The organism is Streptosporangium sp. NPDC023825 (genome assembly GCF_040639575.1).
Taxonomy (GTDB): Bacteria; Actinomycetota; Actinomycetes; order Streptosporangiales; family Streptosporangiaceae; genus Streptosporangium.
In genome coordinates this window covers 22,913-37,417 of the sequence record NZ_JBFAAE010000028.1, presented here as the reverse complement: position 1 = coordinate 37,417, position 14,505 = coordinate 22,913, and the positions used below count along the sequence as shown (strand labels likewise).

Annotated in this window: 11 protein-coding genes; 5 read left to right on the top strand and 6 right to left on the bottom strand. The window is 71.9% G+C overall.

The features are described from left to right. Positions 1 to 224: 224 nt before the first annotated feature. Genes meaB through AB0G15_RS23790 form a run of 4 tightly spaced genes read right to left on the bottom strand, consistent with a single transcriptional unit; the run spans position 225 to position 6,030 of the window. On the bottom strand, positions 225 to 1,211 hold the full coding sequence (meaB, locus tag AB0G15_RS23805) for a methylmalonyl Co-A mutase-associated GTPase MeaB (RefSeq protein WP_362843495.1): 987 nt from the start codon (positions 1,209 to 1,211) through the stop codon (positions 225 to 227). Then, positions 1,195 to 3,378, bottom strand: coding sequence for a methylmalonyl-CoA mutase (gene scpA, locus AB0G15_RS23800; RefSeq protein WP_362843492.1), 2,184 nt, complete (start codon positions 3,376 to 3,378; stop codon positions 1,195 to 1,197). Before scpA ends, meaB begins: the two co-directional genes overlap by 17 nt. Continuing rightward, complete coding sequence (locus AB0G15_RS23795; protein ID WP_362843489.1) at positions 3,375 to 5,261, bottom strand: methylmalonyl-CoA mutase family protein; 1,887 nt, start codon at positions 5,259 to 5,261, stop codon at positions 3,375 to 3,377. Before AB0G15_RS23795 ends, scpA begins: the two co-directional genes overlap by 4 nt. A gap of 10 nt (positions 5,262 to 5,271) precedes the next feature. Beyond that, entirely contained in the window at positions 5,272 to 6,030 is a 759-nt protein-coding gene (locus tag AB0G15_RS23790) for a TetR family transcriptional regulator (protein WP_362843486.1), read from the bottom strand. Positions 6,031 to 6,182: 152 nt separating this feature from the next. Here AB0G15_RS23790 and AB0G15_RS23785 point away from each other — a divergent pair, with 152 nt between their 5' ends. The 4 genes from AB0G15_RS23785 to AB0G15_RS23770 are packed head-to-tail and all read left to right on the top strand — an operon-like array spanning position 6,183 to position 11,664. Continuing rightward, positions 6,183 to 7,859 (top strand): ABC transporter substrate-binding protein, encoded by a 1,677-nt coding sequence (locus tag AB0G15_RS23785; protein ID WP_362843484.1) that lies wholly within the window; start codon positions 6,183 to 6,185, stop codon positions 7,857 to 7,859. Next, positions 7,856 to 8,791: an ABC transporter permease gene (locus AB0G15_RS23780; protein ID WP_362843481.1), complete on the top strand. Its 936-nt coding sequence runs from the start codon at positions 7,856 to 7,858 to the stop codon at positions 8,789 to 8,791. The genes AB0G15_RS23785 and AB0G15_RS23780 overlap by 4 nt, the downstream gene beginning before the upstream one ends. Further along, positions 8,784 to 10,688: a dipeptide/oligopeptide/nickel ABC transporter permease/ATP-binding protein gene (locus AB0G15_RS23775; RefSeq protein ID WP_362843478.1), complete on the top strand. Its 1,905-nt coding sequence runs from the start codon at positions 8,784 to 8,786 to the stop codon at positions 10,686 to 10,688. The genes AB0G15_RS23780 and AB0G15_RS23775 overlap by 8 nt, the downstream gene beginning before the upstream one ends. After that, the gene (locus AB0G15_RS23770) at positions 10,678 to 11,664 is read left to right on the top strand and encodes an oligopeptide/dipeptide ABC transporter ATP-binding protein (protein WP_362683372.1); all 987 of its coding nucleotides are present in this window, start codon (positions 10,678 to 10,680) and stop codon (positions 11,662 to 11,664) included. The genes AB0G15_RS23775 and AB0G15_RS23770 overlap by 11 nt, the downstream gene beginning before the upstream one ends. Before the next feature lie 158 nt (positions 11,665 to 11,822). Here AB0G15_RS23770 and AB0G15_RS23765 read toward each other — a convergent pair whose 3' ends face one another. Then, entirely contained in the window at positions 11,823 to 12,428 is a 606-nt protein-coding gene (locus AB0G15_RS23765; protein WP_362843475.1) for a TetR/AcrR family transcriptional regulator, read from the bottom strand. Between the two features lie 58 nt (positions 12,429 to 12,486). On the opposite strand from AB0G15_RS23765, the gene AB0G15_RS23760 reads away from it, so the two are divergent. Beyond that, entirely contained in the window at positions 12,487 to 13,521 is a 1,035-nt protein-coding gene (locus AB0G15_RS23760; protein ID WP_362843473.1) for a hypothetical protein, read from the top strand. Positions 13,522 to 13,570: 49 nt separating this feature from the next. Here AB0G15_RS23760 and AB0G15_RS23755 read toward each other — a convergent pair whose 3' ends face one another. After that, positions 13,571 to 14,338 carry an N-acetylmuramoyl-L-alanine amidase gene (locus AB0G15_RS23755; RefSeq protein ID WP_362843470.1) on the bottom strand — a complete coding sequence of 256 codons (768 nt, stop codon included), beginning with the start codon at positions 14,336 to 14,338 and terminating at the stop codon, positions 13,571 to 13,573. Between the last annotated feature and the right edge of the window lie 167 nt (positions 14,339 to 14,505).

Here is a 14,505-nt window from a genome sequence, read left to right as displayed (position 1 = left end):
TGCCACTTCCGGACACACGCCTTGTTAACCTGCGCTTAACACCGGCGCTTTAATGGCGGATCAGCCGCCGGATCGCGCGATGACATTCGGTGACCGAGAGTGACGGAGGGCTCGCGCCCGGAGCCGTCAGCCGTCCGTGGTGAACACCAGCCGTCCGTGGCGAACGTCAGCCGCCCGTGGTGAACGTCAGCCGCCCTTCGAACACCAGCCGTCCGTGGCGAACGTCAGCCGTCCTTGGCGAAGGCGGCGAGGATGCGGTCGGCGGCCAGGGACGGGGTGAGGGCGCCCTCCTGGACCTCGCGCTCCACCTCGGCGACGATCGCCGCGACCCCGGGGTGATCGCGCAGCCGGGTGAGCAGCCTGTCGGTGATCAGGGCCCAGGTCCAGCGGACCTGCTGGCGGCGGCGGCGCTCGGCGAGCTCCCCCGAGGCCTCCAGGGCGTCGCGGTGCCTGACGACCTGCTCCCAGAGCTCGTCCAGCCCGTTGCCGGTCAGCCCGCTGCAGGTGAGCACCGGGGGCGTCCGTTCCGCGCCCAGCAGGCGGAGCGCCCCGGCGAGCTCCCTGGCGGCCTTGCGCGCGTCCAGCTCGTGAGGGCTGCCCTCGGACCCGTCGGCCTTGTTGATCGCGATCACGTCGGCCAGCTCCAGCACGCCCTTCTTGATGCCCTGGAGCTGGTCGCCCGTCCTGGCCAGGGTGAGCAGCAGGAAGGTGTCGACCATGTCGGCCACCGCGGTCTCGGACTGGCCGACGCCGACGGTCTCCACGAGGACGACGTCGTACCCGGCCGCCTCCACCACGACCATCGCCTCGCGGGTCGCCCTGGTGACCCCGCCCAGGGTGCCCGAGGTGGGCGAGGGGCGGATGAAGGCGTCCGGATCGACCGCCAGGCGGGCCATCCTGGTCTTGTCGCCCAGGATGCTCCCGCCGGTACGCGTCGAGGACGGGTCGACGGCCAGCACCGCCACCCGGTGGCCCCGCCCGGTCAGCCGGGTGCCGAGGGCGTCGATGAACGTGGACTTCCCGACGCCGGGCACGCCGGTGACACCGACCCTGCGCGCCGCGCCGCCGAGCGGGGTCAGCTCGGCCAGCAGCCGCTGGGCCAGGTCCCTGTGGTCGGCCCGGGAGGACTCCACCAGCGTGATCGCCCGCGCGATCCACGCCACGGACCCCTCCTTCACCCCCTGGACGTAGTCCTCAAGAGTCCGCGTCATGGCCCAGCCGGGTGAGCAGGTCCGCCAGCAGCCCGCGGGCGGCGTCGGCGATCACGGTGCCGGGCGGGAAGATCGCGCTCGCGCCCGCCGCGCGCAGCGCGTCGAAGTCGCCCGGCGGGATGACCCCGCCGACCACGATCATGATGTCGTCCGCGCCCAGCGCGGCCAGCGCCTCGCGGAGCGCGGGCACGAGAGTGAGGTGCCCGGCGGCAAGCGAGTTCACGCCGACCACGTGCACGTCGGCCTCGACCGCCTGGCGGGCGACCTCGTCGGGCGTCTGGAACAGCGGGCCGACGTCCACGTCGAAACCGAGGTCGGCGAACGCCGTGGCGATCACCTTCTGGCCCCGGTCGTGGCCGTCCTGGCCCATCTTCGCCACCAGGATGCGGGGGCGGCGGCCCTCCAGGCGCTCGAACTCGGCGCAGGCCGCGCGGACTCCGTCCACGCCCGATCCCACCTCCTCGCGATAGACCCCGGTGATCGTACGGATCTGCGCCGCGTGCCGCCCGAACACCCGCTCCAGCGCGTCGGAGATCTCTCCGACCGTGGCCATCGCGCGGGCCGCCTCGATCGACAGCGCGAGGAGGTTCCCGTCGCTCGCGGCGCCCTTCGTCAACGCTGTGAGCGCTTCCTCCACCCGGTCCGGGTCGCGCTCCTCGCGCAGGCGGCGCAGCTTGTCCAGCTGCTGGGCGCGCACCGAGGTGTTGTCGACCTTCAGCACCTCGATGGGCTCGTCGACGTCCAGCCGGTACTTGTTGATCCCGATGACCGGCTGGCGCCCGGAGTCGATGCGCGCCTGGGTGCGGGCGGCGGCCTCCTCGATGCGCAGCTTCGGCAGCCCCTGGTCGATCGCCCTGGCCATGCCCCCGGCCGCCTCGACCTCCTCGATGTGGCCCCAGGCCCTGGTGGCCAGCTCGTGGGTGAGCCGCTCGACGTAGTAGGAGCCGCCCCAGGGGTCGATCACCCGGCAGGTGCCCGACTCCTGCTGGAGCAGCAGCTGGGTGTTGCGGGCGATCCGCGCGGAGAAGTCGGTGGGCAGGGCGAGGGCCTCGTCGAGGGCGTTGGTGTGCAGCGACTGGGTGTGGCCCTGGGTGGCGGCCATCGCCTCGACGCAGGTGCGGACGACGTTGTTGTAGACGTCCTGGGCGGTGAGCGACCAGCCGGAGGTCTGCGAGTGCGTCCGCAGCGAGAGCGACTTGGGGTTCCTCGCCCCGAACCCGGACACCAGCCGCGCCCAGAGCAGCCGCGCCGCCCGCAGCTTGGCGACCTCCATGAAGAAGTTCATGCCGATGCACCAGAAGAACGACAGGCGCGGCGCGAAGGCGTCGATGTCCAGGCCCGTCTCCACGCCCGCCCGCAGGTACTCCACCCCGTCGGCGAGGGTGTAGGCGAGCTCCAGGTCGCAGGTGGCCCCGGCCTCCTGGATGTGGTACCCGGAGATCGAGATCGAGTTGAACTTCGGCATCCTCTCGCTGGTGTACGCGAAGATGTCGGAGATGATCCGCATCGAGGGGCCCGGCGGGTAGATGTAGGTGTTGCGGACCATGAACTCCTTGAGGATGTCGTTCTGGATGGTCCCGGCGAGCTGCTCGGGGGCCACCCCCTGCTCCTCGGCGGCCACGACGTAGAGCGCGAGCACCGGGAGCACCGCGCCGTTCATGGTCATCGACACGCTCATCCTGTCGAGGGGGATCCCGTCGAACAGCTGCCGCATGTCGTAGATGGAGTCGATGGCCACGCCCGCCATGCCGACGTCCCCGGCCACCCGCGGGTGGTCGGAGTCGTAGCCCCGGTGGGTGGCCAGGTCGAAGGCGACCGACAGGCCCTTCTGCCCGGCGGCCAGGTTGCGCCGGTAGAAGGCGTTGGACTCGGCCGCGGTGGAGAATCCGGCGTACTGGCGGATGGTCCACGGCTGGTTGACGTACATGGTCGGGTACGGGCCGCGCAGGAAGGGGGCCGCGCCGGGGTAGGTGTCCAGGGAGTCGAGCCCGGCCAGGTCTGCGGCGGTGTAGAGCGGCTTGACGCCGATCCCCTCCGGGGTCTCCCACACCAGCTCCCCGGGGTCGCTCCCGGTGGCCTCCCGCACCGCCCGCGCCCAGTCCTCCAGGCCGGGGGCCGGGGCCGCCGGGCGGGCGCCGAGTTCGATGCCGGAGAAGTCGGGAATCATCGAGCCACCCCCAGGTCCTCGAAGGTCGTCCGGAGCACGCCGAGCGCGTCACACCCCGCGTAGAGGTTGGCGTCCACGCCCTCGAACTCTCCCTTCCCCGCCAGCCAGACCTTTACCGCCCCCGCGCCCCTCAGCGCGGCTGCCACCGCCTCGGCGTGCCCGGCGTACAGCCGGTCGCTGGAGCACAGGCACGCGACCTTCGCGCCGCCGGCGGCGAACGCGGCGGCGATCTCGCCGGGATCGGTGACGGCGCCGCCGGTCACGGTGGCGATGCCACCCGCCTGGAACAGGTTGGCCGCGAACGACGCCCTCGCGGTGTGCGCGGCCACCGGGCCGATGGTCGCCAGGAAGACCTTCGGGCGGGTCTTCTGGGCGTCGGCCAGGTCGCGCAGCGCCTCGAACTCCTGCGCGTAGTGCACCCCGGCGCTCCCGGCGTCCGCCCCGGCGGGCCTGGGCCGCCTGCCGAGGGGTTTCTCGGCCAGGTCGGGGAACTCGCTGACGCCGGTGATCGGATCGCGGCGCCTGGCGATCGCGGCCGCGCGCCGCTCCCAGGTGGCGGCGAGCCGTCCCGCGACGAATCCCGAGGCGAGGGCGTCTGCCATGCCCCCGGCGCGCTCGATCTCCTGGAACCACGTCCAGGCCCGGCCCGCGAGGTCCTCGGTGAGCCGCTCCACGTAGAAGGAGCCTCCGGCCGGGTCGATCACCCGGGCCACCCCGGCCTCCTCCACGAGCAGCGACTGGGTGTTGCGCGCGATGCGGCGGGCGAAGGCGTCCGGCAGGCCGAGCCGGGCGTCGAAGGGCTGCACGGTCACCGCGTCGGCCCCGCCGGTCCCGGCCGCGAAGCAGGCGAGCGTGGTGCGGAGCATGTTCACCCACGGGTCGCGGGCGGTCATCATGGCCGAGCTGGTCACCGCGTGCTGCCGCTGCGCCGCGCCGGGGGCACCGGAGACGCCGCACACCTCGGCGACGCGCGTCCAGAGCCTGCGGCCGGCCCGGAGCTTGGCGATGGTGAGGAACTGGTCGGCGGTGGCGGCGTAGCGGAACTCCAGCTGCCCGAACGCCTGCTCCATCGTCAGGCCGGCGCCGACCAGGGTCCGCAGCGCGGCGACCCCGGCGGCGACGGAGCAGCCGAGCTCCTCCGCGTCGCCGCCCCCCGCCTCGTGGTACGGCGTCGCGTCCACGACGACCGCCCGCAGCCCCGGGTGGTCCCTGACGCAGCGGCGGGCCAGCTCGATCGCGGTCCGCGCGTCGGCGAGGGCGTCGGCGCCCAGGTTCCCGGTGAGCGTCACCGATCCGCCGCCGGGCGCGCGGCCGGTGGCGCCGGAGGCCGTCCCCGGCTCACCGCCGGACACCGCCGTCCCCGCCCCGCCGGGCGCTCCGGCCGCGCCGGCCGTGTCGCCGGCGGGCACCTGGGGCCCTCCCTCCCCGGCCAGTGCGAAGAGCACCTCGGCCGCCTCGCGGGTCCGCTTGCCCGCGTCGAGCGTGACCGAGATCAGATCCAGGTAGACCCGCTCCAGGGCGCGTGGCAGGTCCTCGGGGGCGAGGGTGAGCCACAGCGAGGTGACGCCGTTCTCCAGATCCGCCAGGATCGCCTCCGGATCGGGCACCTCGTGGCGCTGCCGCACCTCCCAGCCGCCCTCGGGGCGGGAACCGCGGACGTAGGGGGCGGCTCCGGGAAGGCCCGGGTCGCCGGGCAGGTCGGACGCGTCGTAGATCGGTGCGATCGTCACACCGTCATGGGTGGTGGAGGCCAGCGCCTCCTCAGGGGAGCCGGTCTCGACACCGGACTTACGCAACACCCCGAGCGCCAGCTCCCGCCACCGGTCACGGGTGACCGGTGGGAACTCGGCGGCCGATCGAGGTTCCTCAGGCGGCACCGTCATGCACCGGATACTAGGCGCCGTCCCGCCGGGCGCCTCCCCCGGGTTCATCCCGGATACCGATTGTGGGGTCGATAGGGGGAGTACGTGGACCGTTCCGAACAGGGCCGGGCGGGAGGGAGGGGCCGCCGGGCGACGCAGCGGAGGGGTCCTTGCGGAGCAGCCTGAGGTATCCGTACGAGAAGGCGACGAGCACGTCGACCACCTCCTCCAGGTCGGGGTAGCGCCCGTCGATGTGTCCGATCGCCATCGCGTCGCTCAGCGCGCCGATCCCGTCGGCGACCATCTCCAGGCGGCGCCGGTCGCTCTCGCGGCCAGCCGGGAAGCCGAACGAGGCCAGGTCCGCGACCAGGTGCGCCCGGTAGGCGGCCGCGCTCTCGACGGCGAACTCGTGGAACGGCGACGAGGGGTCGTGCCGGGCGCGCAGGCCCAGGCGGAACAGCGCGGGGTGCCGGCAGATGGCCTCCAGCGGTATCCGGAAGGTCTCGCGGTGGCGTTCCCTGTCGCTGGGGGCCTCGCGCGCCCGGCGCCGCGCCTCGCGCATCGCCCCCCGCAGGCGCTCCCCCACCCGGTCACCGAGAGCCCGCAGCAGCTCCTGCCTGTCCTTGAAGTGCACGTAGAAACTGGACTGGGCGATCCCCGCCGCCCGGGCGACCTTGACCGTGGTCAGGCCCGTCTCCCCCTCCTCGTCGAGGATGGCGAACGCCGCGCGCATGAGGCGGCGCCTGGTCAGGTCCTTGGCCTCGCTCCTGGTCAGGGGTGTGCTCGTCACTGCCGCCTCGCTTCCCGTTCACCGATAAGCCTACCGGCGAGCTTCCACGGACATCCGGCGCGAACAATCGCCTCAAGGGACTTGTGCGATTTTTCGCCGATAGTACTATCGGTGAAATTGCTCTCGGGGGGATCTACCGGGAGGAGACGTACGTGAAGCGTCTGACGGTTTCCACGGCGTTGCTCACCTCGCTGGCGCTGGGGCTGGTCCCGGCGCTGGCCGGGTGCAGCGGCGAGCGGCCCGTCGCGCCCTCGGACAGGGCCGCCGGGGCCTCCGGGGCCACCGGCGCCTCTGCCGGGGCGGCCGGCGGGGCCTCGCCGGTGCGCGGCGGGCGCCTGGTGTACGGCCTCGGCGCCGACGCGGCGGGCTTCAACCCCGTGACCGACCAGTTCGCGGCCGTGAGCTACAGCATGGCCGGCACGATCATCGAGACCCTGGTCGGCGTGACCGCCACCGGCGAGTGGAAACCCGTGCTGGCCGAGTCGCTCACCCCCAGCAGGAACGCCGACGAGTGGACGATCAAGGTGCGCCCGGGGATCACCTTCTCCACCGGCGAGCCCCTGGACGGCAGGACGGTGAAGGCCAACCTGGAGGCGCAGAAGGCGTCCCCGCTGACCAGCGCGGCGTTCACGCCGGTCGGCTCCTTCGAGCTGGTCGACCCCATGACGGTGAAGGTGAAGCTGACGGGCCCCTGGGTGGCCTTCCCCTACCACCTCGCCGCGCAGATCGGGATGGTCGTCCCCCCGTCCTCCCTCGCCGACCCCGAGGCGGCCAGCCGCAAACCGGTGGGGACCGGGCCGTTCGTCTTCAAGGAGTACACGCCGGGCAGCCGCATGGTCGTCACCAGGAACCCCGCCTACTGGCGCAAGGGGCTGCCCTACCTCGACGAGGTCGAGTTCCGGATCCTGCCCGACACCCAGACCCGGGCGCAGACCCTGGAGGCGGGCGGGATCGACGCGATGGGCACCACCCGCGACGACGACATCCTCAAGTTCGGCGCGCTCAAGGACGTGTACACGGTCAAGCGGGCCGCGGGCATGTCGGTGCCCGAGTACATGTTCATGCTGAACACCGCCGCGCCGCCCTTCGACGACCTGCGGCTGCGCCGGGCGCTGGCCCACGCCACCGACCGGGCGGCGGTCATCTCCACGCTGCGCGGCGGGCTGACCGAGGAGGCCGACGGCCCCTGGTCGAAGGACTCCGGGTGGTACGCCCCCGGGGGCGGCTACCCCGCCTACGACCTGGAGAGGGCAAAGGCCCTGATCGCCGAGGTCGAGGCGGAGAAGGGCCAGGTCTCCTTCGAGGTGATCACACCGCCCGACCCCAACACCATGCAGGGCATCGAGCTGGCCCAGGACATGTGGCGCAAGGCCGGGGTGGAGGTGCGGATCAGGCAGGTCGACCAGGCCGACCTGGTGAACCGGGCCGTGACCGGCGACTTCCAGGCCACCGTGTGGACGCAGTTCTCCGCCGCCGACCCCGACGGCGAGTACGTCTGGATGCACCAGAACTACGCCGGGCCCGTCGGGAGCATCGCCCTGAACTTCAGCCGCCTCAAGGACCTGCGACTCAGCCAGGCCCTCGACACCGGCAGGAGCAACCCCCAGGACGACGTCCGCAAGCAGGCCTACGCCACCGTCCAGCAGCGACTGCGCGAGCTCGTCCCCTACGTCTTCGTCGACCACCTCAGCACCGGGGCGGTGATCGCGAAGACCAAGGTCGGCGGCATCGGCGAGCACCTCCTGCCCGACGGCGACAAGGGCGTGCCCCTGACCGGCGCCCCCATCCCCTACCACCCGTTCTCGCAGGTCTGGGTCGGCAATCCGTGATCTGGGCCCGGCCGGCCCGGCTGGCGCTGGTACTGCTCGTCGTCACCTTCCTGTCGTACGCGCTGCTCGACCTGCTGCCGGGCGACCCGACCACACAGATCCTGGGCCTGTCGGCGAGCGAGGAGGCGAGGGAGCGGCTCCGTGCGGAGCTGAGCCTCGACGACCCGCTGATGGTCCGCTACCTGGACTGGCTCGGCGGCCTGGTCACCGGCGACATGGGGACCTCCGCCATCACGAGCGTCCCGGTCGCCGAAGCCCTCGCCGAGCGGCTGCCCGTCACCCTGGAGCTGCTGGTGGCCGCGCAGCTGATCGCGCTCGGGCTCGCCGTGCCCGTCGGGGTCGCGGCGGCCCGCCGGGCGGGCCGGACACTCGACCAGGCGCTCACCGCGCTGAGCTTCGGCCTGCTGTCGACCCCGGTGTTCGTCCTGGGCGTGGTGCTGATCCTGGTGTTCGCCGTCGAGCTCCGTGTGCTTCCCGCGACCGGCTGGACCCCGATCTCGCTCGACCTGGGCTGGAACCTCACCTCGGTGCTGCTGCCCGCCGTCACCCTGGGCTGCGGGCAGATGGCCGTCTACGCGCGGCTGCTGCGGACCGACCTCATCGCCACCCTCCAGGAGGACTACATCACCCTGGCCCGCGCGCGGGGCCTGTCGCCCCGGCGCATCCTGTGGCGGCACGCGCTGCGGCCGTCCGCGATCTCCCTGGTCACCGCCGTCGGGCTCAACCTCGGCGCGCTCATCGGCGGAACGGTGATCATCGAGACGCTCTTCGGGCTGCCCGGCGTCGGGCGGCTCATCGTCGAGTCCATCTTCTCCCGCGACTACCTGACAGTGCAGGGGGGCGTCGTGCTGATCTCCATCGGCTACGTGCTGGTCAACTTCGCGGTCGACCTGGTCTACGTGGCCGTCGACCCCAGGATCCGGCGTGCCTAGGCGGCTGGGACGGGGGTTCTGGATCTCGGCGGCCTGGATCGCCCTGGTGCTCGCCGCGGCCCTCGCCGCCGACGCGCTGCCGCTGCCGCGCTACGACGCGACCCTGGCCGGGCCGCCCCAGTCGGGGCCGAGCCCCGCGCACCCGTTCGGCACCGACGGGCTGGGCCGCGACGTGCTCAGCAGGGTCGTCTACGGCGCGCGGGTCTCGCTCGGCGTCGGCGTCGGCGCGGTGCTGCTCGGCCTGCTGGTCGGCGCGCCGCTCGGCATCGTCGCCGGGTACCGCGGGCGGGCGACGGACGCCGTGATCATGGCGGTCAACGACGTCGCGCTCGCCTTCCCCGCGCTGGTGTTCGCGCTGGCCGTCGTCGCCTTCGCCGGGGCGAGCCTGACCAACGTGCTGATCGTGCTGGGCGTGCTGGGCGTGCCCGCCTGGACCAGGCTGATCCGCGGCGCCACCCTGTCGTTCGCCGGGCGGGAGTTCGTGCTCGCGGCCCGCGCCCTGGGTGCCCGGGACCGGCGGATCCTGCTGAGGGAGATCACCCCCAACGTGGCCGTGCCGGCCGCCTCCTACGCCTTCGTCGGCATGGCGATCGCCGTGGTGGCCGAGGGCAGCCTCGCCTTCCTCGGACTGTCGGTCCAGGCGCCCACCCCGACCTGGGGAGGGCTGATCAACGAGGGCCGCGCGGTGATGGACGGCGCCCCGCACGTCGTGCTCGCCCCCTCGCTCGTCATGTTCCTGACCGTGCTGTCGTTCAACGTCGTCGGAGACCGGCTCAGGGCGCTGACCGACGTGCGGCAGAGCGGCCTGGAACCCGCGCGGCGCGGCACCGCGGTCATCGGGGATCCACCCGCCGCAGAAGACGTCTCCGGCGGTACCGACGGCGAGGAGGCGCTGCTGCGGGTCCTCGACCTGCGCACGCACTTCGTGACCGGGCGGGGCGTCGTGCGGGCGGTCGACGGCGTCTCCTTCACCCTGGAGCGCGGCCGCACGCTCGCCGTGGTGGGCGAGTCGGGCTCCGGCAAGACCATGCTGATCCGCTCGGTGCTGGGCCTGCTGCCCGGCGCGGGCGTGCTGCGCGGCGGGCAGGTGCGCCTGGAGGGCCGCGACCTCACCGCCCTGTCCCCCAAAGAGCTGCGCGTGGTGCTCGGCACCCGGCTGGGAGCCGTCTTCCAGGACCCGATGACGGCGCTCAACCCGGTCAGGACCGTGGGCACCCAGGTGACGGAGCCGCTCAGGGTGCACCTGGGCCTGAGCCGGAGGCGGGCGCGGGCGGCGGCCGTCGAGCTGCTCGCCTCGGTCGGCATCCCCGAGCCCGCGCGGGCGCTGCGCCGCTACCCGCACCAGCTCTCCGGCGGCATGCGGCAGCGGGTGACGATCGCGATGGCGCTGTCCTGCGGGCCCGACGTGCTGTTCGCCGACGAGCCGACCACCGCGCTCGACGTCACCGTCCAGGACCAGGTGCTGCGGCTGATACACCGGCAGCGCGAGGAACACGACATGGCCATGGTGCTGGTCAGCCACGACCTGGCCGTGGTGGCGCGCTGGGCGGACGAGGTCGTCGTCATGTACGCGGGCAGGGTGGTCGAGCGCGGGCCCGCCGAGGCATTGTTCGAGCGCACCCGCATGCCGTACACCGAGGCCCTGCTGCGGGCGGTGCCCCGGCTCACCGACCCCGCCCACCACCCGCTCCACCTCATCCCCGGCCGCCCGCCGGACCTGGCGGCCCTGCCCCCGGGATGCGCGTTCCACCCCCGGTGCCCGTACGCGCGGGAGCGGTGCGCGGCCGAGGCGCCCCCGCTGGCCGAGGCCGAGACCCCGGGCCACCTGTACGCCTGCTGGTACCCGGAACAGGTGGGGAACACGAGGATCGAAAGGGTGGACACCCGTGGCAGGTAGCGGAAGCGCCCATCTCCGTCCCCCCGAGCAGGTGCTGCTCCGCGTCGAGGACCTCGTCGTGGAGTTCCCCGCCGGGCGCGGGCGGCGCGTGCACGCGGTCTCCGGGGTGAGTTTCGACGTGGCCAGGGGAGAGACGCTCGGCATCGTGGGCGAGTCGGGCTGCGGGAAGTCCACCGCCGCGCGGGCGCTGATGCAGCTGCCCGCGCCCCTCGGCGGGTCGGTCCGGCTGGACGGCGTGGAGCTCACCGGCCTGCGGGGCGAGACGCTGCGCAGGACCCGAAGGCGACTTCAGATGATCTTCCAGGATCCGATCTCGTCGCTCAACCCCCGGCGGCGGGTCCGCGACATCGTCGCGGAGGGGCCGCGCGTCTGGGGGACGGGCCGCGACAGGGTCGACGAGATGCTGGAGGCGGTGGGGCTCGACCCGGCCACCGCCGCGACCCGGCGCCCGCACGAGTTCTCCGGCGGGCAGTGCCAGCGGATCTCCATCGCGCGGGCGCTGGTGCTCGACCCCGAGGTGGTGATCTGCGACGAGCCGGTCTCCGCGCTCGACGTGTCGGTGCAGGCCCAGATCCTGAGCCTGCTGGAGGACCTCAAGAGGCGCTACCGGCTGACGCTGGTGTTCATCGCCCACGACCTGGCCGTGGTCAAGAACGTCAGCGACCGCGTCCTGGTGATGTACCTCGGCAAGACCTGCGAGCTGGCCTCGGGCGACACCCTGGTCGGCCGGCCCGCCCACCCCTACACGCGGGCGCTGCTCGCCTCCGTCCCGCGCGGCGGCCTGGACCTTCCCCCCGCCGACCGGCTGATCAGCGGGGAGCCCCCGTCCCCGGTGACGCCGCCCAGCGGGTGCCGCTTCAGGACCCGCTGCCCGGCGGCGACACCGAGGTGCGCCGCCGAGGAGCCGGTCATGCGGCGGATCGGCCCCGACCAGTGGGTGGCCTGCCACCACCCGCAGGGGGTGACGGCCGGCTAGGGGCTTTCGTTCGGATCACGCTGGGGTGCCCCGCTCCAGCACCGCACCTGGCGTCGTTGTCATTATTCGGTGACGCTCCGTGTCGACTCCCTCCTCCACCTTGCGATGCACGGCGCCAGACTCCGCTCCCTGAGCTGGCCCGACTCGAACGAAGGACTTCAGGTGCGTTGGCCTTCCTGGGGCATGACGAGGGGGAGGAACAGCAGGTCCACGATTTCCTCCAAGTCGGTGTCGGATGGGGTGCGACGGGCCATCAGGAGTTCATGGAGGACGAGGACAACCGGAAGTGCGACGAGCCGGTCGGGAAGCGAGGCTGCCGGGTCGATTTCGCCACGGCGGGCTGCCCGGTCCAGGACCGTTCGCATCCAGTCGCCCCCCGGGCCGCGGTTACGGGAGGCCAGGTACGCGGAGAGTTCCGTGTCTACCCCCTGCTCGGCGGCGAGCACCTGTCGCACCGGGGCGAGATCGAGCATCCGGCGGACGACGAAGCGCAGCAGGGCGATCACGTCACCGCGAAGATTCCCGGTGTCGGGCGGTTCGTCAGGTACGGGCGGCGCTTTGTGGCTCAAGGCGGCCAGGACGAGATCCCGTTTCGTGGGCCAACGACGGTAGAGCACTGCCCGGCTCGTGCCGGCGCGGGCGGCGACCGCTTCATACGTCAGCCCTTCGAAGCCGCAGGCGATCAGCTCGTCCCATGCGGCGTCGAGGAGCGCCGTTTCCAGCTCCGCCCCTCGTCGGCGCTTGCGTACCGATTCTTTAGACACATCATGTATCTTAATCTCACATCGAAGATACACAACGACTCTTATTGGAGGTGTCGGTATGCGCGGCAGAGGCATCCACTACGACACCGGCATGTATGTCCTCGGCAAACACTCCCGGCCGTCCTTCGACCCCGGTGTCGTCGAGAGAGAGATACGGATCATCGCTGAGGATCTTCACTGCAACGCCATCCGCGTCATCGGTGACGATCCCGACCGGATCGACGTAGCGGCACGGTACGCAGCGGCAGCGGGACTGCAGGTCTGGTACTCGCCCTTCCCCTGCGACATGACGAACAATCAGATGCTGCCGTTTCTTGTCGACTGCGCGGAGCGGGCCGAACGGCTGCGCCGTGACGGCACGGACGTCGTTCTCGTCACCGGCTGCGAGCTGAGCCTGTTCGCCCAGGGATACCTTCCCGGCAACACCTTCGCGGATCGCGTCCCGGTCCTCGCCGGTCCTGACCGCGAAACCGCCCTCCAAGGCATCCCTGACCGGGTCAACGCCTTCCTCGGCGAGGTCGTCGCCGCCGTACGGCCCGCCTTCGGCGGCCCGGTCACATATGCCTCCAACCCTTTGGACGGAGTGGACTGGGAGCCGTTCGACATCATCGGTCTTGATGCCTTTCGTGGCCTGCGCAACGCCGCCACCTACCGCGACGACCTGCGCGAGGAATTTACCCACGGCAAGCCGGTGGCCATCCTGGAAGTGGGCTGCTGCACCTTCCGGGGAGCGGGCGATTACGGTGGCGCGGGCTGGTACGTGGCGATGGAAGCGGACGGCGCCACGCTCAGGTCCGATCTGGTGCGCGACGAGAGCGAGCAGGTCCGGTACATCGAGGACCTCATGCCCATCTTCGACGAGGAGGGCGTCGACTCCGTCTTCTGGTTCAGTTTCATCGACCGCCGCGCCCCGCACCGCACGGACGGTGCTCCGGATCTGGACATGGCCTCCTACGGCATCGTCAAGCTCCTCGAGAAGGATCACGGCATTCCCTCGTCCTCACGCGCCTATCCCGACATGCCCTGGGAACCGAAGCACGCCTTCTATGCGCTCGCTAACCGCTACCAATGCCTTGGAACAGGGGTCCGCTGATCCGTCTGGGGAAATAGGGCCCGCTGCCGGGAGGCGTCCCGGACCGGGGTCAGCTGACGGGCTCCTGCCAGGCGGCGTCCCAGGTGGCGCGGTCGACGGCGCCGGTCACGGGCAGGTCCTTCTCCTTCTGGAACCTCCTGCAGACCTCGCTGGAGCCGGGGCCGTACAGGCCGTCGACGTCGATCGCCCAGCCCCGGTCGCGCATCTGCCGCTGCCAGGTGCGGACGTCCTCGCCCTTCATGACCGGCGGCTGCTTCAGGACGCGGCCGGGGAAGGAGGGGTGCGGCTCCGGCGGGTCGGGAGCCCCGCCGGGGCGGGGGGCGCCGCGCTTGACCCAGGCGTACAGGGGCTCGCCGGGGCAGCTGGTCGAGTAGCCGTCGCGGTGCCCCTTGATCTCCTTGCCCGCGCCGCCCTTGTCCCTGAGGTATTCGATGGCGTCCAGGATGCCGTGCAGGACGTTGTCGGTCGGCTTGGTGAAACCGGAGGAGCCGACCAGGCCGAGCACCGCGTAGTGGTCGCTGTTGAGCCCGGCGCCGTTGGCGGCCGGAACGTGGTGCGCGCCCCGGCCCTCGAAGACCTTCCGATGCGGACAGACCAGCATCGAATAGCCCACGTCGATCCAGCCGTTGCCGTCCATGTGGTGGTTCTGGATGGACTTCACCAGCGCGACGCACTTGGCGTGGTCGTTCACGATGTCGGGGCTGACCTGGCCACCCGTGTAATGGACCTTCACCCCCTTGGTGGAGGTGAGCCTGCTGTAGGAACCGCGCGGCTGGCGGGCACCCCACTCACGGCGAGTAACGAGATCGATGGCCACGAAACGTCTCCACTGTCTGAGTGATATTGCCCTACCGGAGCGTAATGGTTGACACGACACCGTATGAGGCCGTTAAACCAACTGAGTCCCTTGGCACGGTATGGCGGGGAAGCGCTCCTGATGATCGTCGGGCAGCGGAACAGCCGTCCCCCTAACCCCGGCCGGAG